Source organism: Pseudomonas sp. KCJK9111 (genome assembly GCF_046231935.1).
Classification (GTDB): domain Bacteria; phylum Pseudomonadota; class Gammaproteobacteria; order Pseudomonadales; family Pseudomonadaceae; genus Aquipseudomonas; species Aquipseudomonas parafulva_B.
Genome location: NZ_JBJJMO010000012.1, coordinates 20,322 through 46,135 on the forward strand (window position 1 = coordinate 20,322; position 25,814 = coordinate 46,135).

General features: G+C 62.9%; 20 protein-coding genes and 1 pseudogene. 15 read left to right on the plus strand and 6 right to left on the minus strand.

What is annotated here, in order from left to right:
- The first annotated feature begins 25 nt into the window (after window positions 1-25).
- The 4 genes and pseudogenes from ACK59L_RS07215 to ACK59L_RS07230 form a co-directional block, all read left to right on the plus strand.
- Window positions 26-949: a LysR family transcriptional regulator gene (locus ACK59L_RS07215; RefSeq protein ID WP_058604199.1), complete on the plus strand. Its 924-nt coding sequence runs from the start codon at window positions 26-28 to the stop codon at window positions 947-949.
- A gap of 239 nt (window positions 950-1,188) precedes the next feature.
- A complete protein-coding gene (locus tag ACK59L_RS07220; RefSeq protein ID WP_023534925.1) occupies window positions 1,189-1,746 on the plus strand; it encodes a peptidylprolyl isomerase in 558 nt (185 codons plus the stop codon).
- A 61-nt stretch (window positions 1,747-1,807) separates the two neighbouring features.
- Window positions 1,808-3,640 (plus strand): ABC transporter ATP-binding protein, encoded by a 1,833-nt coding sequence (locus ACK59L_RS07225; protein ID WP_409272668.1) that lies wholly within the window; start codon window positions 1,808-1,810, stop codon window positions 3,638-3,640.
- Window positions 3,641-3,846: 206 nt separating this feature from the next.
- Window positions 3,847-4,299, plus strand: a pseudogene (locus tag ACK59L_RS07230) (REP-associated tyrosine transposase); the annotation flags it as partial.
- On the opposite strand, the gene ACK59L_RS07235 reads toward ACK59L_RS07230, so the two are convergent.
- Entirely contained in the window at window positions 4,298-5,452 is a 1,155-nt protein-coding gene (locus ACK59L_RS07235) for a GNAT family N-acetyltransferase (RefSeq protein ID WP_409272670.1), read from the minus strand. The pseudogene ACK59L_RS07230 and the gene ACK59L_RS07235 overlap by 2 nt on opposite strands.
- Before the next feature lie 229 nt (window positions 5,453-5,681).
- Between ACK59L_RS07235 and ACK59L_RS07240 the strand changes: the two genes are divergently transcribed.
- Entirely contained in the window at window positions 5,682-6,929 is a 1,248-nt protein-coding gene (locus tag ACK59L_RS07240) for a putative porin (RefSeq protein WP_027915803.1), read from the plus strand.
- Between the two features lie 75 nt (window positions 6,930-7,004).
- Here ACK59L_RS07240 and ACK59L_RS07245 read toward each other — a convergent pair whose 3' ends face one another.
- From ACK59L_RS07245 to ACK59L_RS07255, 3 genes are all read right to left on the minus strand, one after another.
- Entirely contained in the window at window positions 7,005-8,126 is a 1,122-nt protein-coding gene (locus ACK59L_RS07245; RefSeq protein ID WP_058604195.1) for a beta-ketoacyl-ACP synthase III, read from the minus strand.
- Between the two features lie 231 nt (window positions 8,127-8,357).
- The gene (gene hrpA, locus ACK59L_RS07250; protein WP_409272673.1) at window positions 8,358-12,263 is read right to left on the minus strand and encodes an ATP-dependent RNA helicase HrpA; all 3,906 of its coding nucleotides are present in this window, start codon (window positions 12,261-12,263) and stop codon (window positions 8,358-8,360) included.
- A gap of 405 nt (window positions 12,264-12,668) precedes the next feature.
- On the minus strand, window positions 12,669-13,529 hold the full coding sequence (locus tag ACK59L_RS07255) for a glycine betaine ABC transporter substrate-binding protein (RefSeq protein WP_058604193.1): 861 nt from the start codon (window positions 13,527-13,529) through the stop codon (window positions 12,669-12,671).
- 196 nt (window positions 13,530-13,725) lie between these two features.
- Here ACK59L_RS07255 and ACK59L_RS07260 point away from each other — a divergent pair, with 196 nt between their 5' ends.
- Entirely contained in the window at window positions 13,726-15,291 is a 1,566-nt protein-coding gene (locus tag ACK59L_RS07260) for a beta (1-6) glucans synthase (RefSeq protein ID WP_409272675.1), read from the plus strand.
- 47 nt (window positions 15,292-15,338) lie between these two features.
- Here ACK59L_RS07260 and ACK59L_RS07265 read toward each other — a convergent pair whose 3' ends face one another.
- On the minus strand, window positions 15,339-15,692 hold the full coding sequence (locus ACK59L_RS07265) for a hypothetical protein (RefSeq protein ID WP_196136824.1): 354 nt from the start codon (window positions 15,690-15,692) through the stop codon (window positions 15,339-15,341).
- 186 nt (window positions 15,693-15,878) lie between these two features.
- On the opposite strand from ACK59L_RS07265, the gene ACK59L_RS07270 reads away from it, so the two are divergent.
- Both ACK59L_RS07270 and ACK59L_RS07275 read left to right on the plus strand, forming a co-directional pair.
- Window positions 15,879-17,177 carry a serine/threonine protein kinase gene (locus ACK59L_RS07270; protein ID WP_409272677.1) on the plus strand — a complete coding sequence of 433 codons (1,299 nt, stop codon included), beginning with the start codon at window positions 15,879-15,881 and terminating at the stop codon, window positions 17,175-17,177.
- Window positions 17,170-17,997 carry a VacJ family lipoprotein gene (locus tag ACK59L_RS07275; protein WP_058604189.1) on the plus strand — a complete coding sequence of 276 codons (828 nt, stop codon included), beginning with the start codon at window positions 17,170-17,172 and terminating at the stop codon, window positions 17,995-17,997. Before ACK59L_RS07270 ends, ACK59L_RS07275 begins: the two co-directional genes overlap by 8 nt.
- 42 nt (window positions 17,998-18,039) lie before the next feature.
- On the opposite strand, the gene ACK59L_RS07280 is transcribed toward ACK59L_RS07275, so the two are convergent.
- Window positions 18,040-18,975: a lipid A biosynthesis lauroyl acyltransferase gene (locus ACK59L_RS07280; RefSeq protein ID WP_409272679.1), complete on the minus strand. Its 936-nt coding sequence runs from the start codon at window positions 18,973-18,975 to the stop codon at window positions 18,040-18,042.
- A gap of 111 nt (window positions 18,976-19,086) precedes the next feature.
- On the opposite strand from ACK59L_RS07280, the gene minC reads away from it, so the two are divergent.
- The 7 genes from minC (at window position 19,087) to ACK59L_RS07315 (ending at window position 25,785) form a co-directional block, all read left to right on the plus strand.
- Complete coding sequence (gene minC / locus ACK59L_RS07285; RefSeq protein ID WP_058604187.1) at window positions 19,087-19,845, plus strand: septum site-determining protein MinC; 759 nt, start codon at window positions 19,087-19,089, stop codon at window positions 19,843-19,845.
- Window positions 19,846-19,945: 100 nt separating this feature from the next.
- Window positions 19,946-20,758 (plus strand): septum site-determining protein MinD, encoded by an 813-nt coding sequence (gene minD / locus ACK59L_RS07290; RefSeq protein WP_409272682.1) that lies wholly within the window; start codon window positions 19,946-19,948, stop codon window positions 20,756-20,758.
- Between the two features lie 3 nt (window positions 20,759-20,761).
- Window positions 20,762-21,016 (plus strand): cell division topological specificity factor MinE, encoded by a 255-nt coding sequence (gene minE, locus ACK59L_RS07295; RefSeq protein ID WP_009682849.1) that lies wholly within the window; start codon window positions 20,762-20,764, stop codon window positions 21,014-21,016.
- Between the two features lie 148 nt (window positions 21,017-21,164).
- Complete coding sequence (locus ACK59L_RS07300) at window positions 21,165-21,800, plus strand: RluA family pseudouridine synthase (RefSeq protein ID WP_100852067.1); 636 nt, start codon at window positions 21,165-21,167, stop codon at window positions 21,798-21,800.
- 187 nt (window positions 21,801-21,987) lie between these two features.
- Window positions 21,988-23,277, plus strand: a complete 1,290-nt coding sequence (locus tag ACK59L_RS07305) for a M18 family aminopeptidase (protein ID WP_058604185.1) — start codon at window positions 21,988-21,990, stop codon at window positions 23,275-23,277.
- Window positions 23,278-23,419: 142 nt separating this feature from the next.
- Window positions 23,420-23,587, plus strand: coding sequence for a hypothetical protein (locus tag ACK59L_RS07310; RefSeq protein WP_196136823.1), 168 nt, complete (start codon window positions 23,420-23,422; stop codon window positions 23,585-23,587).
- 44 nt (window positions 23,588-23,631) lie between these two features.
- A complete protein-coding gene (locus tag ACK59L_RS07315; protein WP_058604184.1) occupies window positions 23,632-25,785 on the plus strand; it encodes a mechanosensitive ion channel family protein in 2,154 nt (717 codons plus the stop codon).
- The last annotated feature ends 29 nt before the right edge of the window (window positions 25,786-25,814 follow it).

Below are 25,814 nucleotides of genomic sequence, written 5' to 3' on the forward strand. Positions count from 1 at the left end.
CAGCTTAGGCCAACAGGAGCAGGACATGAAAGCGCCACGCGTGACGCTGGATCAATGGCGGACCTTGCAAGCTGTAGTCGATCATGGCGGGTTTGCCCAAGCAGCCGAGGTGCTGCACCGCTCGCAATCGTCGGTCAGTTACACCGTGGCGCGCATGCAGGAACAGCTGGGTGTCCCGTTGCTACGCATCGACGGCCGCAAGGCGGTGCTGACCGAGGCAGGCAGTGTGCTGCTGCGCCGCTCGCGGCACCTGGTCAAGCAGGCCAGTCAACTCGAGGACCTGGCGCACCACATGGAACAGGGTTGGGAAGCCGAGGTGCGCCTTGTGGTCGATGCGGCCTACCCCAGCGCGCGCCTGGTGCGTGCCCTGGCCGCCTTCATGCCGCAAAGCCGCGGCTGCCGCGTGCGCCTGCGCGAGGAAGTGCTGTCCGGGGTCGAGGAAGTGATGCTCGATGGCATCGCCGACCTTGCCATCAGCAGCTACAACATTGGCGGCTACCTGGGCGCGGAGTTGAGCGCCGTGGAATTCGTGGCCGTGGCCCACCCTGACCACAGCCTGCACCGGCTGGGACGCGAACTGACTTTCCAGGACCTTGAAAGCCAGTTGCAGGTGGTGATTCGAGATTCGGGCCGCTCGCAGCCACGCGATGTGGGCTGGCTTGGCGCCGAACAGCGCTGGACGGTCGGCAGCCTGGGCACGGCTGCCACCTTCGTCAGCAGCGGGCTGGGCTTTGCGTGGTTGCCGCGGCACATGATCGAGCGCGAGCTGCGTGACGGTGTGCTCAAACCCCTGCCGCTGGACCAGGGCGGTAGCCGCCATCCACTGTTCTATCTTTACGCGAGCAAGGAGAAGTCCCTGGGCCCGGCCACGCAGATCCTCATCGACCTGCTGCGCAACTTCGACACGGCACCGTTGGATGTGCCCTTCGCAGCCCCGGCCCAGGTGTAAGTGTGATAGTCAGGGCTGGCTGCGAACGCGGGCCCCGGCTGGCCGTCCGAGCTGGGTGTCAAACCTCGCGATCAGGCCCTGACACAATTTCAAACGCTGCGCCTGTGCCTGGCCTACCACCTGTACTGGCAGCCGTCGAAAATTCACGGCACGCTATTACTCCTTGTACATTGCGATGTATCCACCGTACCGGCGGCCCTCGAAAGCAGCCGCCTCCACTTTGAAGGACCTTTGCGCCCATGCTGAAAAAATTGCTGCTTACCGCCTGTTCCGTCGCGTTCGCCACCAGCGTCATGGCTTCCGACAAGACGCCGCACGTTGTGCTGGACACCAGCTTCGGCCAGGTGGAAATCGAGCTCAATGCCGAGAAGGCACCCGTCAGCACCAAGAACTTCCTGCAGTACGTGGACAGCGGCTTCTACAACAACACCATCTTCCATCGAGTAATCCCGGGCTTCATGGTGCAAGGCGGCGGCTTCACCGAGCAGATGGTACAGAAGGACACCAAGGACCCGATCCGCAACGAAGCCAGCAATGGCCTGCAAAACACCCGCGGCACCCTGGCCATGGCCCGCACCTCGAACCCGAACTCGGCCACCAGCCAGTTCTTCATCAACGTGGCCGACAACGATTTCCTCAACCCAGGCCGTGACGCGGGTTATGCCGTGTTCGGCAAGGTGACCAAAGGCATGGAAGTGGTCGACCAGATCGTCAATTCGCCCACCACCGTCAAGAAAGGCATGCGTGACGTGCCCGCCGACCCTGTGTTCATCAAATCGGCTAAACGCATCGATTGATCGCGGGTCTCACAGGGACGTGACCCGATTACCGGTCGGTTGAACAGGAGTTTCAACGCTGATGCTGTACCGTCGTTTCGAGCAACTGATCGACATCTTCCGTGACGCCCCCAGCGAAGCGCCGCCCAGCGGCGTGTGGGCGTTCTATTTCTATTATCTGCGCCAGGTATGGCCAAGCTTTCTGGCTTTGCTGGTGGTTGGCCTGATCGCTTCGTTGATCGAAGTGGCCATGTTCAGCTTCCTGAGCCGCATCATCGACCTGGCCCAGGGCACGCCCAGCGCCAGTATTTTCAGCGAGCACAGCGGCGAGTTGATCTGGATGCTGGTGGTGGTGCTGTTGCTGCGTCCGTTGTTCTTCGGGCTGCATGACCTGCTGGTGCATCAGGCCATCAACCCAGGCATGACCAGCATGATCCGCTGGCAGAACCACAGCTATGTGCTCAAGCAAAGCCTGAACTTCTTCCAAAGCGACTTCGCCGGGCGCATCGCCCAGCGCATCATGCAGACCGGCAACTCGCTGCGCGACTCGGCGGTGCAGGCGGTGGATGCGTTATGGCATGTGCTGATCTACGCCATCACGTCGCTGGTGTTGTTTGCCGAGGCTGATTGGCGGTTGATGTTGCCCCTGGTGATCTGGATCGTGTGTTTCATTGCCGCCTTGGCGTATTTCGTGCCACGCGTCAAAGCGCGCTCGGTGGTGTCGTCCGATGCCCGCTCCAAGCTGATGGGCCGCATCGTCGATGGCTATACCAACATTGCCACGCTCAAGCTGTTTGCCCACACCGATCACGAACAGCAGTACGCCCGCGAGGCCATCAGCGAGCAGACCGAGAAAACCCAGCTGGCTTCGCGGGTGATCACCAGCATGGACGTGGTCATCACCACGTTGAACGGCTTGCTGGTGGTCGGCACCACCGGGCTTGCCCTGTGGCTGTGGAGCCAGTCGCTGATCACGGTGGGGGCCATTGCCTTGGCGACTGGTCTGGTCATCCGCATCGTGAACATGTCGGGGTGGATCATGTGGGTGGTCAACGGCATTTTCGAGAACATTGGCATGGTGCAGGATGGCCTGCAGACCATAGCCCAGCCCGTCACCGTCACCGACCGCCCTGCTGCCCCGGCCTTGAAGGTTACCCAGGGCGCCGTGCGGTTCGAGAACGTGCGCTTTCACTATGGTGAAGCGAGGAATGTGATCGAGGGGCTGAACCTGGCGATTCGGCCCGGGGAAAAGATCGGCCTGATCGGACCGTCTGGTGCCGGGAAGTCGACCTTGGTGAATTTGCTGTTGCGTCTGTACGACGTGCAAGGTGGGCAGATTCTGATCGATGACCAGGACATTGCGCAGGTGAGCCAGGCAAGCCTGCGTGCGCAGATCGGCATGATCACCCAGGACACCTCGCTGCTGCACCGCTCGATCCGCGAGAACCTGCTGTACGGCCGCCCGGAGGCGACTGACGCCCAGTTGCAGGAAGCAGTGCGCCGCGCCCGGGCTGATGAGTTCATCCCGCACCTGTCGGACGCCCAGGGCCGTACCGGTCTGGATGCGCATGTAGGTGAGCGTGGAGTGAAGCTGTCCGGCGGCCAGCGCCAGCGCATCGCGATTGCCCGGGTGCTGCTGAAGAATGCGCCGATTCTGATCATGGACGAGGCCACGTCGGCGCTGGATTCGGAGGTGGAGGCGGCGATCCAGGAGAGCCTGGAAACGCTGATGCAGGGCAAGACCGTGATCGCCATCGCCCACCGGCTGTCCACCATTGCCCGCATGGACCGGCTGGTGGTGCTGGACAAGGGCCGGGTCGTGGAGGTGGGTAGCCATACTGAGTTGCTGGAGCAGCGGGGGCTGTATGCGCGGCTTTGGCAGCATCAGACAGGTGGGTTTGTGGGGGTTGATTAGCTGAGGTCCAGGCTTTAAGAGGGGGATGAAATCTCGCGCCTGCTCAAAACCCGGAGCCGCTTTGCGGCCCAAGCCATAGGCTGTAAAACTATCTCTCTCAAAAGCCGGGGCCGCAAAGCGGCCCCAAGTCATAGGCTGTAAAACTGTCTTACTCTACTCACCTCAATGGCCAGCTACCCTTGCAATGACTACGCAAGGAGGTCGCCATGATAGGCCGAGGTTCTCACCGCTTACGTCTGGGCAGGTTCTCCGAGCCCGGGCGGTTATACCTACTGACCACCGCCACCCGAAACCGTACCCCACTTTTCACACACCTGCACTAGGCCAGGGCCGTGATCCAGCAGCTGCAACTCACTGCTACGCAACGACAGTGCCAGAGCCTCGCCTGGGTACTGATGCCCGATCACCTGCACTGGCTAATCACGCTAGGCCCCTGCAGCCTCGACGAGCTGATGCGTGAATTCAAATCACGCAGCAGTTGCGCGCTTTATACACGAGGCGCCGAGCACCAGCGAATCTGACAACCTGGCTTCCATGACCGCGCCCTTCGCCGTGACGAACAGGTACGCAGCGTCGCTCGCTACATCATCGCCAATCCAATCCGCGCCGGCCTGGTAACACGAGCGAGCGATTACCCGCATTGGGAATGTGTCTGGCTCAATGGCCCTCTTCCCGGCGATAAGGCAACATCTCCCGTGCCTGGGCGGCATACGCCATTACCCCTTCACGCTCCTGAAGCAGAAAATCGGCCACCGCCGTGCGCAACCCGGGATGCAGCAGGTAATGCCACGAGCGCGTGATCACCGGCTCGAACCCGCGAATCAACTTGTGCTCACCCTGGGCGCCAGCATCGAAACGTTGCAGCCCTTGGGCAATGGCCAAGTCCATGCCCTGATAGAAACACGTCTCGAAGTGCAGGCGATCGAACTCGGCCAGGCAGCCCCAGTAACGGCCAAACAGGCTGTCCCCACCTACCAGGCTCAGCGCCATTGCCACGTCCCGCCCGGCCTGGCGCGCCATTACCACGCGCAGAGCATGGGGCATGCGCTCGGCCAGCAAGCTGAAGAACTCACGCGTCAGGTAAGGCGCCCGGCCGCGCACGGCGTAGGTGTTGGCGTAACACAGGTAGACGAAATCCCACTGGGCTTGGTCCAGTTCGTCACCCCGGTACCAGCGAAAATCAATCCCCTGCCCCGCTACCTGCTCACGCTCCTTGCGCATCTGCTTGCGCTTGCGGGAGCTGAGGGTGTCGAGAAAATCCTGGAAATCGCGGTAGCCGCGGTTCTGCCAGTGAAACTGGCAACCCAGGCGCTCCATCCAGCCCGGCAGGCGCGCCAACTGTTCGTCCAGCGCAGGGTCGGTGAAGTTGATGTGGGCGCCAGACAGCCCGGCTTTGCTCAGGTACTCGGGCAAGGCCTGCAGTAACAAGTGCCCGGCTGCCGCATCGGCCGTCAGCAAGCGCGGGCCACTGACCGGGCTGAACGGCACGGCCCCCAGCAGCTTGGGATAGTAAGCGATGCCAGCTCGTTTACAGGCATCCGCCCAACCATGGTCGAACACGTACTCACCGTACGAATGCCACTTGCGGTAACCCGGCAGCAGCGCTTGCACCTTGCCCTCGTGCTCGAGCACCAGATGTTCGGCCGCCCACCCGTTGTTGCGCGCGACACTGCCGCTGTCTTCCATCGCACTGAGAAAGGCATGGCTGAGAAACGGCTGGCCTTCGGGCACCAGGGCGTCCCAGGTGGCGGCTGGCATATCACGCAAATGAGCAAGGCTATACAGACTGGTCACAGGGTCGGCTCGCGGCATCAAGGCCCCCAGTATCACCAAGCTGGGCGCCGGACTCAAATGACGATCGCCTGGCAGCTTTCACTTCACAGCAGTGACATCATTGCGACATTAATCTGTCACTCGCCCTCGCAATACTTGCGCCTGTTTTCTGGAACCGCAGAACCTGTCTATTCAGGCCCTTCCGGAGACATGTCAACACAGGGGCGGACGCTCGGCGTCCCCCATCTTATTCAGTAGGGAGAACCGTATGCGTCTTGTTTCTACACTTACCGGAGCAAGCCTGACCGGCATGGTGCTGGCCATGAGCACCACTCCGGCCAGTGCGGCCGTTGACGCCAAGCTGCTCGAAATGCTCCGCGCCAATGGCTCGATCAACCAGGCGCAATACAGCGAGCTGCAGGCTGACCTGGCCCAGGAAACCAAGGAAAAGGCCGCTCAGAAAGCCCAGTCCGAGCGCATGAGTTCGTTCGAGCAAAAAGTGGCCTGGGCGGCTAAGACTCAGATCAAAGGCGACGTGCGCCTGCGTTATGAAGACGTCAACGTGGACAACCCGATTTCCCGCAGCGGCAACCAGGACCGGGAGCGTGTGCGTGCCCGTGTCGGTTTCTACAGCGAGATCAACCCGCAAGTGGACGCCGGGGTGCGGGTCGCCACCGGCAGCAGCGCCGATGCGCGCTCGACCAACCAGAGCCTGGACAACTACTTCGAGAAGAAATCGTTGTGGGTGGACCTGGCCTACCTGGACTGGCACCCCACCGCCGTGCCGAACCTGCACCTGATCGGCGGCAAGATGATGCAGCCCTGGGTGAGCATGGGCGACATCATCTGGGACAGCGACATCAACCCCGAAGGCGTAGCCGCCACCTACAAGACCAACCTGGGCCCTGCCGAGGTGTTCGGCAGCATCGGCCACTACAACCTCAAGGACAACGTCGACGGCGACGGCGTGCAGTTCAAGCACGATGCACAGCTCTACGCGGCGCAGTTGGGGACCAAGTTCAACGCAGCCGACACCGTTAAGGTCACGGTGGGCGGCAGCGTGTACGGCTACGACAACGACAAGTCGTCTGCCGCGCTGCGCTCGCTGGGCAACACCACCGACGAATTCAACCTGGTGGAAGGCTTTGGCCAGGTGGACTTCACCGGCTTTGCCATCCCGCTGTCGGCCTATGGCCAATTCGTGAAGAACACCGAGAGCACCGATGGGCAGGACAAGGCTTGGCTGGCGGGTCTGAAGAGCAAGATCGGGGCCTGGAGCCTGGACTACAACTACCGCGACGTGCAGCGCAATGGCGTCGTGAGCCTGTTCACCGACTCGGACTTCGGCAACGGTTTCACCGGCTCGCGCGGCCACAAGTTCAAGGTTGGCTACGAGATCGACAAGAACTTCGCACTCGGTGCGGCCTATATGATGGCCAAGACCGACTACTCCAACCTGCCCAACAGCAACGCCGATGTGGATACGCTGCAGGTGGACCTGGAAGCCAAGTTCTAAGCACCGCCACCGCGCAAACGGCCGTCCCCATCCGGCCGTTTGCGCTTTTAGGCGGGCATCGCCAGCCTTGCCGGCTTAGCGTTTGCGCAAAATCACGCTGCCGATCGAATACCCCGCGCCAAACGAGCTGAGCACACCCAGCGCCCCTTGTGGCAGGTCATCCTGATACAGGTGCAAGGCAATGACCGAGCCTGCCGAGCTGGTGTTGGCATAGCGGTCCAGAATCACCGGCGCTTCCTGTTCACTCACTTCACGCCCCAGCAGCTTCTTGACGATCAGGTGGTTCATGCTGAGGTTGGCCTGGTGCAGCCAGAAGCGCGCCACATCGCTGGGTTGAAGGCCGTTTTCCTGCAAGTGCTCGCCCACCAGCTCCGCCACTTTCGGGCACACCTCGCGGAACACCTTGCGGCCTTCCTGGATGAACAGCTTGTCTGCGGCGCCTTCGCCCTCCTCCGCCGCGCGGTTGAGGAAGCCGAAGTTGTTGCGGATGTTATTGGAGAACTCGGTCCACAGCTTGCTGCTGACCACGTCGAACTGGTGCGCCGATGTGGCGTGATCGGCGCGTTCGAGCAGTACCGCGGTCGCCGCATCGCCAAAGATGAAGTGGCTGTCACGGTCGCGGAAGTTCAGGTGGCCGGTGCACACTTCAGGGTTGACCATGAGCACGGCCCGCGCCTGCCCCAGCGCCACGCTGTTGGCGGCGGTCTGGATGCCGAAGGTGGCGGACGAACACGCCACGTTCATGTCGAAGGCAAACCCCTGGATGCCCAGCGCCTGCTGCACTTCGATGGCAATGGCCGGGTAAGGGCGCTGCAAGTTGGAACAGGCGACGATGACCCCGTCCACGTCGGCAGCGCTGCGACCAGCGCGCTCCAGCGCCTGGCGCGCCGCCGCCACGGCCATTTCGCACAGCACCGACGGCTCGTCGTTGGAGCGTTCTGGCAGGCGCGGTTTCATGCGCTGCGGGTCGAGGATGCCGGCCTTGTCCATGACGAAGCGGCTCTTGATACCCGAGGCCTTTTCGATGAACGCCGCATCGGACAGCGGTGCGGCTTCGACCTCGCCACGCTCGATGGCCTGGGCGTTGTCCTGGTTGAACTGCTGCGACCAAGTATTGAAGGAGGCTACGAGTTCTTCGTTGGAGATGCTCTGGGCCGGGGTGTACAGGCCGGTGCCGCTGATCACGACATTATGCACGGTCGTTCCTCTGTTCTTGGGCCATCGCCACCCGGCGCTGGCTGGTAATACACTGATTTAGTGGCACTTTAGTACTAACTTTGCGACGAGGGCAGAGCCCACGCTTGACGGTAGCCCACCTCATGGATGCCATCACCCTGCAGGCGGTGAGTATGCAGGCGAAGCAGGGCTATGCGCAGTGGGCCGCCAAGCGGCCCGAAATTGTCTCAATAGTGCCACAACTGTGTGAGTTTAGCCTTCCACCTGGCTCCACTGCTTGCTCAATCGCTTATCGGAAATCGGCACCTTGGTGCCCAGCTGCTGGGCGAACAGCGACACGCGGTATTCCTCCAGCCACCAGCGGTACAGGGCCAGCTGCTCGTCGCGCTTGCCTTCCTGGGCATGCTTGTCGGCACGGGCCTTGTACTGCGCCCACAAGTTGGCCAGTTCGCCACTCCATACCCGGTCCTTCTGCACCTGCGAACCCAGCTTCTCCAGGCGCAGCTCGATGGCCTTGAGGTAGCGTGGCAGCTCCTTGAACCACAGCGCCGGCGTTTCACGCACAAAGCCCGGGTACACCAGGTTGCCCAACTGCTGCTTGATATCGTTCAGGGCCACGGCCTGGCTCAGGTCGATCTTGCCCTTGAAGCGTTTCTGCAACCCGTGCCACAGCTTCAGCACCTCGAGGGTCTGCCGCGCCAGGCGCTCGGCATGCTCGGCCCAGCTGCCCCGCTTGCGTTCGGCCAGCGCCGCCAGGGCCGCGCCTTCACGGGGCAGCACCGGCTCACCGTCGAGAATGCAACTGTCCAGGCTTGCCAGCAGAATGTCTTCGACCAGCGCGTCGACCCGGCCCATGTCGCGGTACAGCAGCCCCAGCTCGGTCAGCCCAGGCAGCTTGCCACGCAGGAACTTGGCCGGCTCGGCCAGCTGTTGCAGCAGCAGGCGCTGCAAGGCGCGGCGGTGCTGGAAGTCGGCTTCGGCCTGGGTCGAGAAGCGGCCTTCACGCACCGTGCCATTGTCCTCGACCAAGGCCGGGTAAACCGTCATCGACAGCCCCGCGATCTTTTGCTGTGCCGTGGGTTTCACTTCGCTGAAGGCCTTGGCCTGCACCGGCTGCTCGCTTTTGGCATCGCGTGGCACCGCCAGCGCTGCCTGGCTGGCGGCGGCGAACCGCGCGGTCAGCTCAGCCAGGTCACGCCCTTCGCCCAGGAATTTGCCCTGCCCGTCGACCACTTCGATGTTCATGCGCAGGTGGCCTTCGACCAGGCTGACCGATTCGTCCCAGGCCTCGTCGGGCACCCGCGCACCGGTCATGCGCAGCAGTTCATGGCCCAGGGCCTGGGGCAACGCGCCTTGACCGAAGGACATGCGGGCCAAGGCAGCCTTGACGAAGTCCGGCACCGGCACGAAGTTCTTGCGCAGGGCCTTGGGCAAGTTGCGAACCAGCGCCACGCACTTGGCTTCGAGCAGGCCGGGCACCAGCCACTCCAGGCGCTCGCCTGGCAGGCTCGGCAACAGGGGTGCCGGCACCCGAACGGTCACACCGTCACGGGGGTGATTGGGCTCGAAGTGGTAGGTCAAGGGCAGGCGCAGTTCGCCCACCTGCAAACTGTCGGGGTACTGCGCGGCAGTCACCTCGCTGGCCTCGCGTGCCAGCACGTCTTCCTCGCGCATGATCAGCAGGTTGGGGTCTTTCTGGCTGCCCATGCGGTACCAGCTGTCGAAAGTGGCCGTCTGGTGGATCTCGGCCGGCAGGCGCGCTTCGTAGAACGCATAGAGCGTTTCTTCGTCGGCCAGGATGTCGCGACGGCGGGCCTTGGCCTCGAGGGCGTCGAGCGCTTCGAGCAGGCGCTTGTTGGCCGTCAGGCACTTGGCCCGCGACTGGATCTCACCACCCACCAGGGCCTCACGAATGAACAGCTCGCGGGAGGTGGCCGGGTCGATAGGGCCAAAATGCACCGGCCTGCGGCCGACCAGGATCAACCCATACAGGGTGATCTGCTCATAGGCCACGACCTGCCCGCGCTTCTTCTCCCAATGGGGCTCAAAGTGGTTCTTCTTGATCAGGTGGCCGGCCAGCGGCTCGATCCAGTCCGGTTCGATACGCGCGACCACGCGGGCATAGAGCTTGGTGGTTTCCACCAGCTCGGCTGCCATGACCCACTGCGGGCGCTTGCGCCCGATACCCGATGACGGGTGCACCCAGAACCTGCGCTGCCGTGCGCCCTGGTAATCGCCATCTTCGGTCTTGTGGCCGATCTGGCTGAGCAGGCCGCTGAGCACGGCTTTGTGCAGCTTGGGGTAGTCGCACGGTTCCTTGTTGACCGTCAGTTGCAGCTCGCGGCAGATCAGCGCCAACTGGCGATGGGCGTCGCGCCACTCACGCAGGCGCAAGTAATTGAGGAACTGCTTGCGGCACCAGTTGCGCAAGGGGTTGGCCGTCAACGCCTGGCGCTGTTCCTCGAAACCTCGCCACAGGTTGACCAGTGCAGCGAAGTCCGAATCCACGTCCTTCCACTGCGCGTGGGCCTGGTCGGCGGCCTGCTGGCGCTCAGGGGGGCGTTCGCGTGGGTCCTGCACCGACAGGGCGCTGGTGACGATCAGCACTTCCTGCAGGCTGCCCAGGCGCGCGCCTTCGAGCAGCATACGGCCCAGGCGCGGGTCGATGGGCAGCCGAGCCAGCTGACGCCCGACCGGGGTCAGCTGATTTTCACGGTTGACCGCCGAGAGCTCTTGCAGCAGGTTGAAGCCGTCGCTGATCGCCTTGCCGTCTGGCGGCTCGATGAAGGGGAACGCGTCGATGGCGCCCAGGCGCAGGTGCAGCATTTGCAGGATGACGGCCGCCAGGTTGGTGCGCAGGATCTCGGGGTCGGTGAAAGCCGGTCGGCTGTTGAAGTCTTCTTCGCTGTACAGACGCACGCAGATGCCCGGCTCCACCCGTCCACAGCGGCCCTTGCGCTGGTTGGCGCTGGCCTGGGACACGGCTTCGATGGGCAGGCGCTGCACCTTGGCGCGGTAGCTGTAGCGGCTGATGCGCGCCGTGCCGGTATCGATCACATAGCGTATGCCGGGGACCGTCAGCGATGTTTCGGCCACGTTGGTGGCCAGCACCACGCGCCGCCCGGCATGGGGCTGGAATATCCGCTGCTGCTCAGCCGGCGACAGGCGCGCGTACAAGGGCAGGATTTCGGTATGGCGCAGCTGCGCCTTGCGCAGAATCTCGGCGGCATCGCGAATTTCGCGCTCACCGGGCAGGAAGATCAGCACATCGCCCGGGCCCTTGCCCTGGCCGCGCTCGTGCTGGGCCAATTCGTCGAGGGTGGCAAGGATAGCCTGATCGACGGTGAGGTCGTCCTCGATCGGGTTGCCTTCCTCGTCCTGTTCGCTGGTCAGCGGGCGGTACCAGGTTTCCACGGGGAAGGTACGGCCGGACACCTCGATGATGGGCGCATTGTCGAAATGCTTGGAAAACCGCTCCAGGTCGATGGTGGCCGAGGTGATGATGAGCTTGAGGTCGGGCCGCCGGTGCAACAGGGTCTTGAGGTAGCCGAGCAGGAAGTCGATGTTCAGGCTGCGTTCGTGTGCTTCGTCGACGATGATGGTGTCGTAGCGTTCCAGAAAGCGGTCGTGCTGGGTCTCGGCCAGCAGGATGCCGTCGGTCATGAGTTTGACCAGTGTGTTGGTATCGCTCTGGTCTTCGAAGCGCACCTGATAACCCACCAGGCCGCCCAGCGGTGTGCCAAGTTCCTCAGCCACCCGGGCGGCGACACTGCGCGCGGCGATCCGGCGTGGCTGGGTGTGGGCAATCAGGCCATGGCTGCCGCGGCCCAGTTCCAGGCAGATCTTGGGCAGCTGGGTGGTCTTGCCCGAGCCGGTTTCGCCGGCGATGACCAGCACCTGGTGTTCGGCCAGGGCTTTTTTGATCTCGTCGCGCTTGGCGGCGATGGGCAGGCTATCGTCGTAGCGCACCAATGGCACGCTCTGCTGGCGGGCGGTGACCTGGGCGCAGGACGCCTGCACCCGCTCTGCCCACTGCGCCAGCTTTGTCTCGTCGGGGCGCTTGCGCAGTTCATGCAACTGGCGCCGCAGACGGTGGCGGTCGGCGATCATGGCGTGGTCGAGGTTTTGCAGCAGTTTGTCGATGGCGTGGTCAGTCATTGGGCTTTTCGGTGATGCAGGTGGGCCTGCGGTGTAATCGGCATTCGAAAGAGGTGTGATTGTCGCAGATTTGGTTATTGCTTGCTGGGGGTGCTTGAAAGGTTGGGCTGGCGGGTCGGTTTGAGGGTTCAGTTTCTCTCGGCGGGGCTGGAGCAGGCGGGTGCGCAGGTGATGGGCGGCGACTTGGGTGGGGGCAGGGATTTGCGAACTGGCTGAGGTCGCCTGAACCGCTTTGCGCCCATCGCGGCGAGCGTGTCAGTGTTGTTGTGTGCGGGCCGGTAGCGGCCTGTCGTCAGGCAGGCCCTCATTTTCACCACGTTGGCCGGGTGAGCCGACCCCCGAACAAAACCGCTCGAACGCTTAAGGCTCGAACGGCTTCATTGCAGGGATCACCGCACAGGCAATTTACTTGCCCGTCCACTCCTTCACTCGCTCTGGGTGCTTGGCCACCCAGTCCTTGGCGGCCGCCTCGGGCTTGGCGCCTTCCTGGATAGCCAGCATCACCTCGCCGATCTCATCCTTGGACTGCCAGCTGAACTTCTTCAGGAACTCGGCCACTTCCGGGGCCTTGGTGGCCAGCTCCTTGCTGCCGATGCTGTTGACGGTCTCAGCAGCGCCATACACGCCTTTGGGGTCTTCGAGGAACTTGAGTTTCCATTTGGCGAACATCCAGTGCGGGACCCAGCCAGTCACGGCGATGGACTGCTGCTTGGCGTAGGCACGGCCCAGCTCGGCGGTCATCGCAGCACCGGAACTTGCCTGCAGCTTGTAGCCGGTCAGGTCGTAGTCCTTGATCGCCTGATCGGTCTTGATCATGACACCGGAACCCGCATCGATGCCGACGATTTTCTGCTTGAACGAGGAATCGGTCTTCAGGTCAGCGATGCTCACCGCCTTGACGTACTCAGGCACGATCAGGCCAATCTTGGCATCCTTGAAGTTAGCGCCGTAGTCGACCACGTTGTCCTTGTTCTTGGCCCAGTACTCACCATGGGTCACCGGCAGCCATGCCGACAGCATGGCATCGAGCTTACCGGTGGCCACGCCCTGCCACATGATGCCCGTGGCCACGGCTTGCAGCTTCACATCGTAGCCAAGCTTCTGCTTGATCACCTCGGCGGCCACGTTGGTGGTAGCCACACTGTCTGCCCACCCATCCACGTAACCAATGCTGACTTCTTTGGCCATGGCCTGTGCGCCGCTCAAGGCCAGTGCCAGGGCGGTACCCACGCCCAGGAAACGACGCATTTTTGTTGAAGTAGCCATCAAAGCATTCCCTCGTCAGGTCTCGGAGATTCCATCATCTGCCTGCAACCAAGCCAGACCTGATCCAAGTACGACGCCCAGGCGCTCATACGCGACAGCACTGTGCCATTAGCGGCAGCGGCAGGGACCTGCCTGCGCGATCCTTGCATGCCAAAGGTTTGGCGCCGGGCTACTATTGACCCTTTTGCCCCCGACGATGGACCGCCCGATGCCCAGTTCCCCCCGCCTGCTGACATGTCTATATACCCTTGCCTGCCTGATCGGTCTGCTCGGGCTCGGTGGGCTCTGGTACGGGCTGGGCAGACCGGTGGACCTGCCCGACGCCGCCAATGCCACGCACAAGCTGCAGTGCGCATCCTATACCCCGTTCGACAAAGACCAGTCGCCCTACGACCAACCCATGCAACTGCGCCCGGCGCGCATGGACGCCGACCTGGCCCTGCTCGCTGAGCGATTCCGGTGCATCCGCACCTATTCCATGAGCGGTCTTGAGGCTATCCCGGCGCTGGCGCGCAAGCATGGCCTGAAGGTGATGCTCGGGGCCTGGGTCAATGCCCACCCGGCCGATACCGACCGGGAAGTCGCGCTGCTGATCGCCGCCGCCAACGCCAACCCCGATGTGGTCAGCGCCGTCATCGTGGGTAACGAGACCTTGCTGCGCAAGGAAGTCACCGGCAAACGACTGGCCGAATTGATTACGCGGGTCAAGCGTCAGGTAAGCGTGCCGGTCACCTATGCCGATGTGTGGGAGTTCTGGCTGCAGCACCCTGAGATCGCGCCTGAAGTGGACTTTCTTACCATTCACTTGCTGCCGTATTGGGAAGACGAGCCACGGGGCATCGACGATGCGCTGGCCCATGTCGCCGACATACGCCGGCAGTTCGGCGAGCGCTTCGCGCCCAAGGACATCCTGATCGGTGAAACCGGCTGGCCCAGCGAAGGCCGACAGCGTGAAACCGCCCTGCCCAGCCGGGTCAACGAGGCGCGCTTCATTCGCGGCTTCGTCGCCATGGCCGAGCACAATGGATGGCGCTATAACCTGATCGAAGCTTTCGACCAGCCCTGGAAACGCGCCAACGAAGGTGCCGTGGGTGGGTATTGGGGCCTATACGATGCCGATCGACAGGACAAGGGCATCCTCGAAGGGCCCGTCAGCAACTTGCCCGACTGGCCCACTTGGTGGCTGGGGTGCGCAGCGCTGGCAGCGCTGATGCTGTGCATGGCCGGGCGACCCCGCACACGCACAGGCGCGTGGGCCATGCCGCTGCTGGCCATGTTCGGTGCGGCGTGTCTGGGCCTGTGGGGCGAGTTGATGCGCAGCCACGCCCGTTTCGCCCCGGAGTGGGTGTGGGCAGGGCTGTTGGCGGGGTTGAACGTGCTGGTACTGGCCCGGGCACTGCTGCATCTGGCCCAGCCGCCAGGCGTGCGCGGGCGCTGGTCTGACTGGCTGCAAAAGCGGGCCGGCGGGTTGCTGCTGCTGGCCGGCTTTGCAGGCGCCGTGAGCACATTGGCAATGGTGTTCGACCCCCGCTACCGCAGTTTTCCCAGCGCAGCGTTGGCCTTGCCAGCCCTAGTGTTCGTGCTGTGGCCCGTGCTGACACGGCGGCGGGAGGCTACCTTGCTGGCAGGCATCATCGGCCTTGGCATGCTGCCGCAGCTATTCATCGAAGGGCTGAACAGCGGACAGGCCTGGCGCTGGGCAGCCGTGAGCGCGCTGATGACTGCTGCCCTGTGGCGCAGCCTGAGACTCGGCCGCGCCTGATACCTCTTTCTGTCAGCGTCACGGAGCGCCCCCTGGCGGGCGCTCATTTACCTGACCACACGCAGCCCCGCCAGCACCAATGCGAATACGGCGATGCTCGCGGTATACAGCACCAATGCTGGCACTGCGAACAGCAGGGCAATGCCGGCCAGCCATGTACCGGTCCGCCCCTGTAGCAGCCAGCCGAGCGCTGCCAGTGCCAGCCCGGTCCAGGCCAGGACCTGGTGGTGAATACCCAACCCCAGCACTGCCCGTACCTCGCACTGCCAATAGGCGGCTGGCTCCGTGCACAACCCCACCCACTGCCCGTCCTCCATCAGTCCGTAGCGCACGCCATAGCTGGCAGCGAGCCAGAGCCCGACGAACATCAGCAACAAAGCGCCAGGCAGCCTGCGATTCATTGACTTTTCCCACTTGATCGATCGAAAAATCAATAATCGCTTACATCACGGTCTAAGGCAAAATACCTGCCTGCAACTGGTTTCAGATAACAGGCACACCAAAGGCCATCACGCCCGGCAACTTTGCCACGGCCATCGTGGTCTTAGCTTGCACACGCGCCACCTTGCGTTCTTTTGGGGGATTACATGCTTCTTTCTTTGCGCCTCGCTGCCGTTCTTGGCAGCCTGCTCATGGCTGTGGCCGCTTCTGCGCGGGATATCGACGCCGCGAGCTATGGCTACCCCCTGACCAACCCGTTCGAGGCGACCATCGCCACGACGCCGCCGGACCAGCGCCCGATGCTGCCCAGCGATGACGAGATCGACCAGTCCGACTACAGCCTCACCTTGCGCCCCGAGCGTGAATTCACGCTGCCGGACAACTTCTGGGCGGTCAAGAAACTCAAGTACCGCATGGCCCAGCAGGACCACGCCGCCCCGTTGATCTTCATCATTGCCGGCACCGGTGCCTCCTATAGCAGCAGCATCAACGAATACCTGAAAAAGCTGTACTACAAGGCCGGCTTCCACGTGGTGCAGCTGTCCTCGCCCACCAGCTACGATTTCATCAGCGCAGCGTCGCGCTTCGCCACACCCGGCATCAGCCAGGATGACGCCGAAGACATGTACCGGGTCATGCAATCGGTCCGCGCCCAGCACCCTCGCCTGCCCGTGACCGAGTTCTACCTGACCGGCTATAGCCTGGGCGCCCTCGATGCGGCCTTCGTCAGCCACCTGGATGAAACCCGGCGCAGCTTCAACTTCAAGCGTGTGCTGCTGCTCAACCCACCCGTGAACCTCTACACCTCGATCAACAACCTGGACAAGCTGGTGCAGACCCAGGTCAAGGGGATCGACCGGAGCACCACGTTCTATGAGCTGATGCTGGAAAAACTCACGCGCTACTTCCAGGAAAAGGGCTTCATCGACCTCAACGAAGCGCTCTTGTACGATTTCCAGCAGTCGCGCCAGCACTTGTCCAACGAACAGATGGCCATGCTCATCGGCACCTCGTTCCGTTTCTCGGCCGCCGATATCGCCTTCACTTCCGATCTGATCAACCGTCGCGGCCTGATCACCCCACCGAAGGTGAAGATCACCGAAGGCACGAGCCTGACGCCCTACTTCAAGCGTGCCTTGCAGTGCGATTTCGATTGCTACATGACCGAACAGGTCATCCCGATGTGGCGTGCCCGCACCGGTGGGGGCACCATCCTGGAGCTGACCAATCAGGTGAGCCTGTACGCGCTGGCCGACTACTTGCAAAACAGCCCCAAGATCGCCGTGATGCACAATGCCGACGACGTTATTCTCGGCCCAGGCGATATCGGGTTCCTGCGCAAGGTGTTCGGTGATCGCCTGACCCTTTATCCCCATGGTGGCCATTGCGGCAACATCAACTACCGCGTCAACAGTGACGCCATGCTGGAGTTCTTCCGTGGTTAACAAACTGCTCTTTGCCACGGCCCTGCTTGCCGCAGGCCATACCCTGGCCGCCGAGACCGCACCCAGAGCCAGCGTCGTCGAGGCTGATCCGCAGGTGATCGGCACCGCCCCGCTGGCCCCGGAAGCCGACGGCTTCCTCGACCCGTTGCGCGAGTTGAAATTCAACCCGGGCCTGGACCAACGTGAATTCGAGCGCTCTACCCTCGAAGCGCTGAACGTCTACGACCCGCTCGAGTCGATGAATCGCCGCATCTATCATTTCAACTACCGCCTGGACCAATGGGTGCTGCTGCCGCTGGTCAATGGCTACCAGTACGTCACCCCGCGTTTTCTGCGCAGTGGGGTGACCAACTTCTTCAACAACCTGGGGGATGTGCCCAACCTGTTCAACAGCGTGCTGCAGCTCAAGGCCAAACGCTCGGCCGAGATCACGGCACGGCTGATGTTCAACACGATCATCGGGGTAGGCGGTTTATGGGACCCGGCGACCAAGATGGGCCTGCCGCGCCAGAGCGAGGATTTCGGCCAGACCCTGGGCTTCTATGGCGTGCCGGCAGGCCCTTACCTGATGCTGCCGCTGTTAGGCCCTTCGAACCTGCGCGACACCGCGGGGCTGGTGGTGGATTATTCCGGCGAGCAGGCGATCAATTACCTGGACATGGCCAAGGTCAGCCGCGAGCATCCGGAATTCTTCGGCCTGCGGGTCATCGACAAGCGCTACACCACCAACTTCCGCTACGGGCAGATGAACTCACCGTTCGAGTATGAAAAGGTGCGCTACGTCTATACCCAGTCGCGCAAGCTGCAGATCGCCGAGTAATCTGGCAGCGCCACTGCCGTCACGGCAGCGGCGCGGTCGCTTTCAACGCCTTTTCTTTTCGTACAGCCTTGGGGCCCCGTCCGGTCGGGACTTGAACCGGCGGTGGGCCCACAGGTACTGCTCGGGGCATTCGCGCAGCACCTGCTCTACCCACTGATTGATCCGCAGGCAATCAGCCTCTTCGCTCTCACCGGGGAAATCGCTCAACGGGGGATGAATCACCAACCGATAGCCGCTGCCGTCTTCGAGTCGCTTCTGCGTGAACGGAATGACCTGGGCGCGGCCCAAGCGCGCAAACTTGGTGGTGGCCGTGACCGTGGCTGCCGGGATCCCGAACAAAGGCACGAACAGGCTTTGCTTGGCGCCGTAGTCCTGGTCGGGCGCGTACCAGATCGCGCGGCCGGCGCGCAGCAGCTTGAGCATGCCCCTGACATCCTCGCGCTCGACGGCCAGTGAGTCCAGGTTGTGCCGTTCGCGTCCGCTGCGCTGGATGAAATCGAACAGGGCATTGCCATGCTCGCGGTACATGCCGTCGATGGTGTGACGCTGGCCGAGCAAGGCCGCGCCGATTTCCAGGGTAGTGAAGTGCACCGCCATCAGGATCGCCCCCTGCCCCGCCTGCTGGGCGGCCTGCAAGTGCTCGAGCCCCTCGACATGCGCCAGGCGCGCCAACCGCGCCTTGGGCCACCACCAGCTAATGGCCATTTCGAAGAAGGCGATGCCAGTCGAGGCGAAGTTGGCCTTGAGCAGGCGCTGCCGTTCGTCCGCCGACCGTTCGGGGAAGCACAGTTCCAGGTTGCGCGCGGCGATACGCCTGCGCTCACCTGCAAAGCGGTACATGATCGCGCCTAACGCCGCACCCAGTTTGAGCAGTACACGGTAGGGCAACTGCACCACCAGCCACAGCAGCCCCAGACCCAGCCACAGGCCCCAGAACTTGGGATGAAGGAAATAGGGACGAAAACGCGGGCGATCCATTGAAGCTTCCAGCAAGACATGGGCCGCGCATTCTACAACGGATCGGCTCATGTTGCGGGCAACCGGTCTTATCGTTATAAGTCAGGGCACTTTTTCCGCAACAAGCCGTCTATGCAGACCATGAGCCCAAACCACACCTCCGACACCCCCTCCGTGTTCCAGCTCAAGGGCAGCATGCTTGCCATTACCGTTCTGGAACTGGCGCGCAATGACCTTGAAGCCCTTGATCGCCAGTTGGCGGCCAAAGTGGCCCAGGCGCCGAACTTCTTCAGCAATACGCCGTTGGTGCTGGCGCTGGACAAGCTGCCGGCCGGCGAAGGTGCGATCGACCTGCCTGGCTTGATGCGCATTTGCCGCCACCATGGCCTGCGGACCCTGGCCATCCGCGCCAACCGCATCGAAGACATAGCCGCGGCCATCGCCATCGATCTGCCGGTGCTGCCCCCGTCCGGCGCCCGCGAGCGGCCACTGGAACCCGAGCCCGAGGCCAAGAAGCCCGAGCCGGCCCCTGCTCCGCCACCGGTGCTCGAACCCGAGGTACGCGCCACGCGCATCATCACCGCCCCGGTACGTGGCGGCCAGCAGATCTACGCCCAAGGGGGGGACCTGGTGGTCACCGCTTCGGTCAGCCCGGGTGCGGAACTTCTTGCCGATGGCAACATCCATGTGTACGGCGCCATGCGCGGCCGTGCCCTGGCAGGTATCAAGGGTAATACCAAGGCGCGTATCTTCTGCCAGCAGATGACCGCTGAAATGGTCTCCATTGCCGGCCAGTACAAAGTGTGCGAGGACTTGCGCCGCGATCCGTTATGGGGCGCGGGCGTACAAGTCAGCCTGTCTGGCGACGTGTTGAACATCACCCGTCTTTAACGGATACTTGCCAGCATTTTTAGAGCAACTTTTTTATCGTTGCCGTTATTTCAGTTATTTGCAGGGACTTGCGTCCCGATCATTTTAGGGGTGAAACACCTTGGCCAAGATTCTCGTGGTTACTTCCGGCAAAGGGGGTGTGGGCAAGACCACCACCAGCGCCGCCATCGGTACCGGCCTCGCACTGCGTGGCCACAAGACGGTCATCGTCGACTTCGACGTGGGCCTGCGTAACCTCGACCTGATCATGGGCTGCGAACGCCGCGTGGTGTACGACTTCGTCAACGTGGTCAATGGCGAAGCCAACCTGCAACAAGCCCTGATCAAGGACAAGCGCCTGGAAAACCTGTACGTGCTGGCGGCCAGCCAGACCCGTGACAAGGACGCCCTCACCCAGGAAGGCGTCGAGAAGGTCCTGATGGACCTGAAGGAGCAGTTCGAATACGTGATCTGCGACTCGCCGGCCGGTATCGAGAAAGGTGCCCACCTGGCCATGTACTTCGCCGACGAGGCCATCGTGGTCACCAACCCCGAAGTGTCTTCGGTTCGTGACTCCGACCGCATGCTCGGCATTCTGTCGAGCAAGTCGCGCCGCTCGGAAAACGGCGAAGAGCCGATCAGGGAGCACCTGCTGATCACCCGCTACCACCCCGAGCGCGTCGTCAAGGGCGAAATGCTGAGCGTGGCCGACGTGGAAGAGATTCTCTCAATCAAGCTCAAGGGCGTGATTCCCGAATCGCAGGCGGTGCTCAAGGCATCCAACCAGGGTATCCCGGTCATTCTCGATGACCAGAGCGATGCCGGCCAGGCGTACAGTGACGCAGTCGACCGCCTGCTGGGCAAAGAGAAGCCGATGCGCTTCATCGATGTACAGAAGAAGGGATTCTTCGAGCGCATTTTCGGGAGCAAATAAACCATGAACCTTTTTGACTTCTTTCGTGGCAGACAGAAACAGACCAGCGCGTCGGTGGCGAAAGAGCGTCTACAGATCATCGTGGCGCACGAGCGCGGACAACGCAGCGAACCGGACTATCTGCCCGAGTTGCAGAAGGAACTGCTGGAAGTGATTCGCAAGTATGTGAACATCGGCAATGACGATGTGCACATCGAGCTGGAAAACCAGGGCAGCTGCTCCATTCTTGAGCTGAACATCACCCTGCCGGATCGCTGATCTGGCACAGAGCCGGGGCTGCGCTGCAGCCCATTCGCGGCACCAGGCCGCTCCGACAAGGGATCGCACTCCCCTGTCGGAGCGGCCTTGCCGCATATGGGGTGCAGCACCGCCCCGCTTTTTCTCCTGATTCAACAGAGACCACGCAATGCCGCTGTCGACCATTCAGATCCTTCACGAAGACGCCGCCATCCTGGTGATCAACAAGCCGACGCTGCTGCTGTCGGTCCCTGGCCGGGCTGAAGACAACAAGGATTGCCTGATCACCCGTCTCCAGGAAAACGGCTATCCCGACGCGCTGATCGTGCATCGTCTGGACTGGGAGACGTCGGGCATCATCCTGCTGGCCCGTGATGCCGACAGCCACCGCGAGCTGTCGCGCCAGTTCCATGACCGGGAAACCGAGAAGGCCTACACCGCCCTGTGTTGGGGGCAGCCGGCACTGGACAGCGGCAGCATCGACCTGCCACTGCGGTATGACCCACCCACCAAGCCACGCCACGTCGTGGACCATGAACAAGGCAAGCATGCGCTGACGTTCTGGCGGGTGGTGGAACGTTGCGGCGAGTACTGCCGTGTGGAGCTGACGCCCATCACAGGGCGCTCGCATCAACTGCGTGTGCACATGTTATCGATCGGCCACCCACTGCTGGGTGATCGGCTGTATGCCAACCCTCAGGCCTTGGCCGCCCACGAGCGGCTGTGCCTGCATGCATCGATGCTCAGCTTTACCCACCCGGTGTCCGGTGAACGCCTCAAATTCGAGTGCCCGGCGCCGTTTTGATCGGGCATGGCTGTGTCTTCACAGTCCATTAAGGCTGTCGGCGCTGCCCTGACAAGCTGTGTTGCGGGCTGAGGCGCTGGGGCCGGTGTGCGGCCTGTAGCCATCCAGCCAAGTGCGCAACCCACAGCCCGACACCGCTCGGCGACTCAATACGCTAAACTCGCGCCACTGCTGTCTGGAGTGAACTATGCGCGATGTACTCAATGCAGGCCTGATCGATTTTCTCAAGGCCTCCCCTACTCCCTTCCACGCCACCGCCAGCCTGGCCCTGCGCCTGGAGGCCGCTGGCTACCAGCGCCTGGACGAGCGCGAGAGCTGGTCCGTCGTGTCGGGCGGGCGCTATTACGTCACCCGTAACGATTCCTCGATCATCGCGATCAAGATGGGCAGGCAGGCACCGCTGCTCAACGGCATCCGCATGGTCGGCGCCCACACCGACAGCCCCTGCCTGCGGGTCAAGCCGCAACCGGAACTGCAGCGCCAGGGCTTCTTGCAGCTGGGCGTGGAGGTGTATGGCGGGGCCCTGCTGGCGCCGTGGTTCGACCGCGACCTGTCGCTGGCGGGCCGGGTCACCTACCGCCGTGACGGCAAGGTGGAAAGCCAGCTTGTCGACTTCAAGCTGCCGATCGCGGTCATCCCCAACCTGGCCATCCACCTCAACCGTACCGCCAACGATGGCTGGCATATCAACCCGCAGACCGAACTGCCACCGATCCTGGCGCAAGTGGCCGGTGACGAGCGCATCGACTTTCGCGCCCTGCTGACCGAACAACTGGCGCGCGAGCACCAACTCAACGCCGACGTGGTGCTGGACTACGAGCTGAGCTTCTACGATACCCAGGACGCTGCGCAGATCGGGCTCAATGGCGACTTCATTGCCGGTGCCCGCCTGGACAACCTGCTGTCGTGCTACGCCGGGCTGCAAGCCCTGCTGGCCGCCGACAGCGATGAAACCTGCATCCTGGTGTGCAATGACCACGAGGAAGTCGGCAGCAGCTCGGCCTGCGGCGCAGACGGGCCGATGCTCGAGCAGACCCTGCAGCGCCTGTTGCCCGACGGCGACGCCTACGTGCGCACCATCCAGCGCTCGTTGATGGTTTCGGCCGACAATGCCCATGGCGTGCACCCGAACTACGCCGACAAGCACGACGGCAACCATGGCCCGAAACTCAACGCAGGGCCGGTGATCAAGGTGAACAACAACCAGCGCTACGCCACCAACAGCGAAACCGCCGGCTTCTTCCGCCACTTGTGCATGGCCGAGGAAGTACCGGTGCAGAGCTTCGTGGTACGCAGCGACATGGGTTGCGGCTCGACCATCGGGCCCATTGCGGCCAGCCACCTTGGCGTGCGGACGGTCGACATCGGGCTGCCGACCTTTGCCATGCACTCCATTCGCGAGCTGTGCGGCAGCCATGACCTGGCGCACCTGGTGAAGGTCCTGACAGCGTTCTACCGCAGTCACGACCTGCCGTGAGCCACGCAGAGCGCCGGGGTGCTACACACCCGGCGCCAACAGACCGCACTGCTGCACATGGCCGACACGTTCGCCTCAGGCAGGCCGGGCCGGGGGTTAGCGACTATGCTAATGGCATGTCTCACTGCAAAGGACTGTCGCCATGTCACCCTTCCTGGCCCTGCTGATTCCCGTCTGCACATCCCTGCTGCTGCTCACCCTCGGGTTCGGGCTGCGCGAGCGCGATGTTGGCGTGCTGATGATGTGGGCAGGCACCCTGGGCATCTTCGGCCTGACCTGCTGGAAGATCCTGGAGAAACTGCCGTCATAAACCTCTACACTCGGGCAATCGTTTGACCTGAGGTAGATCTGCCCGTGCCTGCCCTTCTGCGTTACCTGCTTGTCCTGCTGTTGCTGTCCATCGGCCCTGTACACGCAGCAGGCCTGCCCGGCCTTCTCGGTTCCAGTGCCCCCGCCCAGCCCGAGGCTTCCGAGCCGCTGGGCAAATCACTGGACGAGGTGATCAAGAGCCTTGAGAACGACCAGCAGCGTGCCAAGCTCCTGGCCGACTTGAAAAAGCTGCGCGACGCCACGCAGAAGTCACAACCGAGCGTTGAGCAAGGTGTGCTCGGCTTGATCGGTGGCGCCCTGCACGATTTCGAAAAGCAGTTCACCGGCGAGGCCAACCCGTTCCAGCGCTGGGGCATGGAAATCGACCAGGCCCAGGAAGAACTGGCGGCCTTGATGGTGCCGGTTCACCAATGGCCCGCGATCCTGTTCGGCTTTGCAGCAGTGATTGCGGTGTGGAGCGTGCTGGCATTCGCCTTCAACTGGGTGGGCCATCGGGTTCGCCTGCGGTTCGGCCTGAGCGAAGAACTGCCCCAACATCCCCGCACCTGGGACTTGGTCCGCTTCGCCCTGCGCAAGCTAGGCCCGTGGTTGGTTGCGCTGGTGTTCACGGTGTACCTGAGCTTCGTACTGCCCCCGTCGCTGGGTAAATCGCTGGCCATGGTGCTGGCGTATGCCCTGGTGGTGGGCACCTGCTTCTCGGCCATCTGCGTGATCGCGTTTTCCCTGCTGGACGGCCCACACCGCCACCGGGCATTGCACATACTGCGCCACCGTGCATTCCGGCCCCTGTGGCTGATCGGCAGCTTTGCCGCCTTCGGCGAGGCTATGAGCGACCCGCGCCTCACCGCTGCGCTGGGCATACACTTGGCCCATGGGGTGGCCACCTTGGCCAACGTCGTCGCCGCGGTGTGCACTGGCCTGTTCATCCTGCGTTTTCGCCGGCCCATCGCCCACCTGATCCGCAACCAACCCCTGTCGCGCCGCCTGACCCGACGAACCCTGAGCGACACCATCGAGATCCTGGGCAGTTTCTGGTTCATTCCGGCGCTGATTCTGGTGGCCATCTCCCTATTCGCCACTTTCGTCTCGGCCGGTGACACCAGTACCGCGCTTCGCCAGTCACTGATGTGCACGGTGCTGGTCGTGGTGTGCATGGTGCTCAATGGCCTGGTGCGCCGCCACGCCGCCAACCCCAAGCGCGCCGGCAAACGCCATGCGGTGTATGCCGAGCGGCTGCGCAACTTTGGCTACTTGCTGGTGCACCTGTTCATCTGGCTGGTGTTCATCGAACTGGGTCTTCGGGTATGGGGGCTGTCGATGATCAGCTTCGCCGAAGGCGACGGGCATGACATCAGCCTGCGCCTGATGGGCCTGGCAGGCACGCTGATCGTCGCCTGGCTGGTATGGATCCTGGCCGACACGGCGGTGCACCATGCGCTGGTCCGCTCGCGCCGCGGCATGGCCAACGCCCGGGCGCAGACCATGATGCCGTTGATCCGCAACGTGATGTTCGTGTTCATCTTCATCATCGCGGTGATCGTGGCCCTGGCCAACATGGGCATGAACGTGACGCCGCTGCTGGCCGGTGCCGGTGTCATCGGCCTGGCGATCGGCTTCGGTGCCCAGTCACTGGTGGCCGACCTGATCACCGGGCTGTTCATCATCATCGAGGACTCCCTGGCCATCGACGACTACGTGGATGTGGGCGGCCACCTGGGTACGGTGGAAGGCCTGACCATCCGCACCGTGCGCCTGCGGGACATCGATGGCATCGTGCACACCATTCCATTCAGCGAAATCAAGAGCATCAAGAACTACTCCCGCGAATTCGGCTATGCGATCTTCCGCGTGGCGATCCCCTACAACATGAACATCGACCAGGCGATCACGCTGGTGCGCGAGGTCGGTCAGAAGCTGCGCAGCGATCCGCTGATGCGGCGCAACATCTGGTCGCCACTGGAGCTGCAAGGGGTGGAGAGCTTCGAGTCGGGGTCAGCAGTGTTGCGCGCCCGCTTCAAGACGGCGCCGATCAAGCAGTGGGAAGTGTCGCGGGCTTTCAACCTGGCACTCAAGCGCCAGCTCGACGAAGCCGGCTTGGACCTGGCAACGCCCAGGCTGTCGGTGCAAGTGGTAACGGCCGGCGCAGGCGCCCTGACACAAGCCGAGGCGTCCAGTTGAAGTCGATTGGCCACGGATCGTGGCCACGC

Excerpts from the sequence above, each read along its gene's own strand:
- minE (WP_009682849.1), top strand. The coding sequence starts at position 20,762 with ATGAACCTTTTTGACTTCTTTCGTGGCAGACAGAAACAGACCAGCGCG.
- ACK59L_RS07215 (WP_058604199.1), top strand. The coding sequence starts at position 26 with ATGAAAGCGCCACGCGTGACGCTGGATCAATGGCGGACCTTGCAAGCT.
- ACK59L_RS07220 (WP_023534925.1), top strand. The coding sequence starts at position 1,189 with ATGCTGAAAAAATTGCTGCTTACCGCCTGTTCCGTCGCGTTCGCCACC.
- ACK59L_RS07280 (WP_409272679.1), bottom strand. The coding sequence starts at position 18,975 with ATGGATCGCCCGCGTTTTCGTCCCTATTTCCTTCATCCCAAGTTCTGG.
- ACK59L_RS07300 (WP_100852067.1), top strand. The coding sequence starts at position 21,165 with ATGCCGCTGTCGACCATTCAGATCCTTCACGAAGACGCCGCCATCCTG.
- ACK59L_RS07235 (WP_409272670.1), bottom strand. The coding sequence starts at position 5,452 with ATGCCGCGAGCCGACCCTGTGACCAGTCTGTATAGCCTTGCTCATTTG.
- ACK59L_RS07310 (WP_196136823.1), top strand. The coding sequence starts at position 23,420 with ATGTCACCCTTCCTGGCCCTGCTGATTCCCGTCTGCACATCCCTGCTG.
- ACK59L_RS07270 (WP_409272677.1), top strand. The coding sequence starts at position 15,879 with ATGCTTCTTTCTTTGCGCCTCGCTGCCGTTCTTGGCAGCCTGCTCATG.
- ACK59L_RS07225 (WP_409272668.1), top strand. The coding sequence starts at position 1,808 with ATGCTGTACCGTCGTTTCGAGCAACTGATCGACATCTTCCGTGACGCC.
- ACK59L_RS07240 (WP_027915803.1), top strand. The coding sequence starts at position 5,682 with ATGCGTCTTGTTTCTACACTTACCGGAGCAAGCCTGACCGGCATGGTG.
- hrpA (WP_409272673.1), bottom strand. The coding sequence starts at position 12,263 with ATGACTGACCACGCCATCGACAAACTGCTGCAAAACCTCGACCACGCC.
- ACK59L_RS07260 (WP_409272675.1), top strand. The coding sequence starts at position 13,726 with ATGGACCGCCCGATGCCCAGTTCCCCCCGCCTGCTGACATGTCTATAT.
- ACK59L_RS07265 (WP_196136824.1), bottom strand. The coding sequence starts at position 15,692 with ATGAATCGCAGGCTGCCTGGCGCTTTGTTGCTGATGTTCGTCGGGCTC.
- ACK59L_RS07255 (WP_058604193.1), bottom strand. The coding sequence starts at position 13,529 with ATGGCTACTTCAACAAAAATGCGTCGTTTCCTGGGCGTGGGTACCGCC.
- minC (WP_058604187.1), top strand. The coding sequence starts at position 19,087 with ATGCAGACCATGAGCCCAAACCACACCTCCGACACCCCCTCCGTGTTC.
- ACK59L_RS07305 (WP_058604185.1), top strand. The coding sequence starts at position 21,988 with ATGCGCGATGTACTCAATGCAGGCCTGATCGATTTTCTCAAGGCCTCC.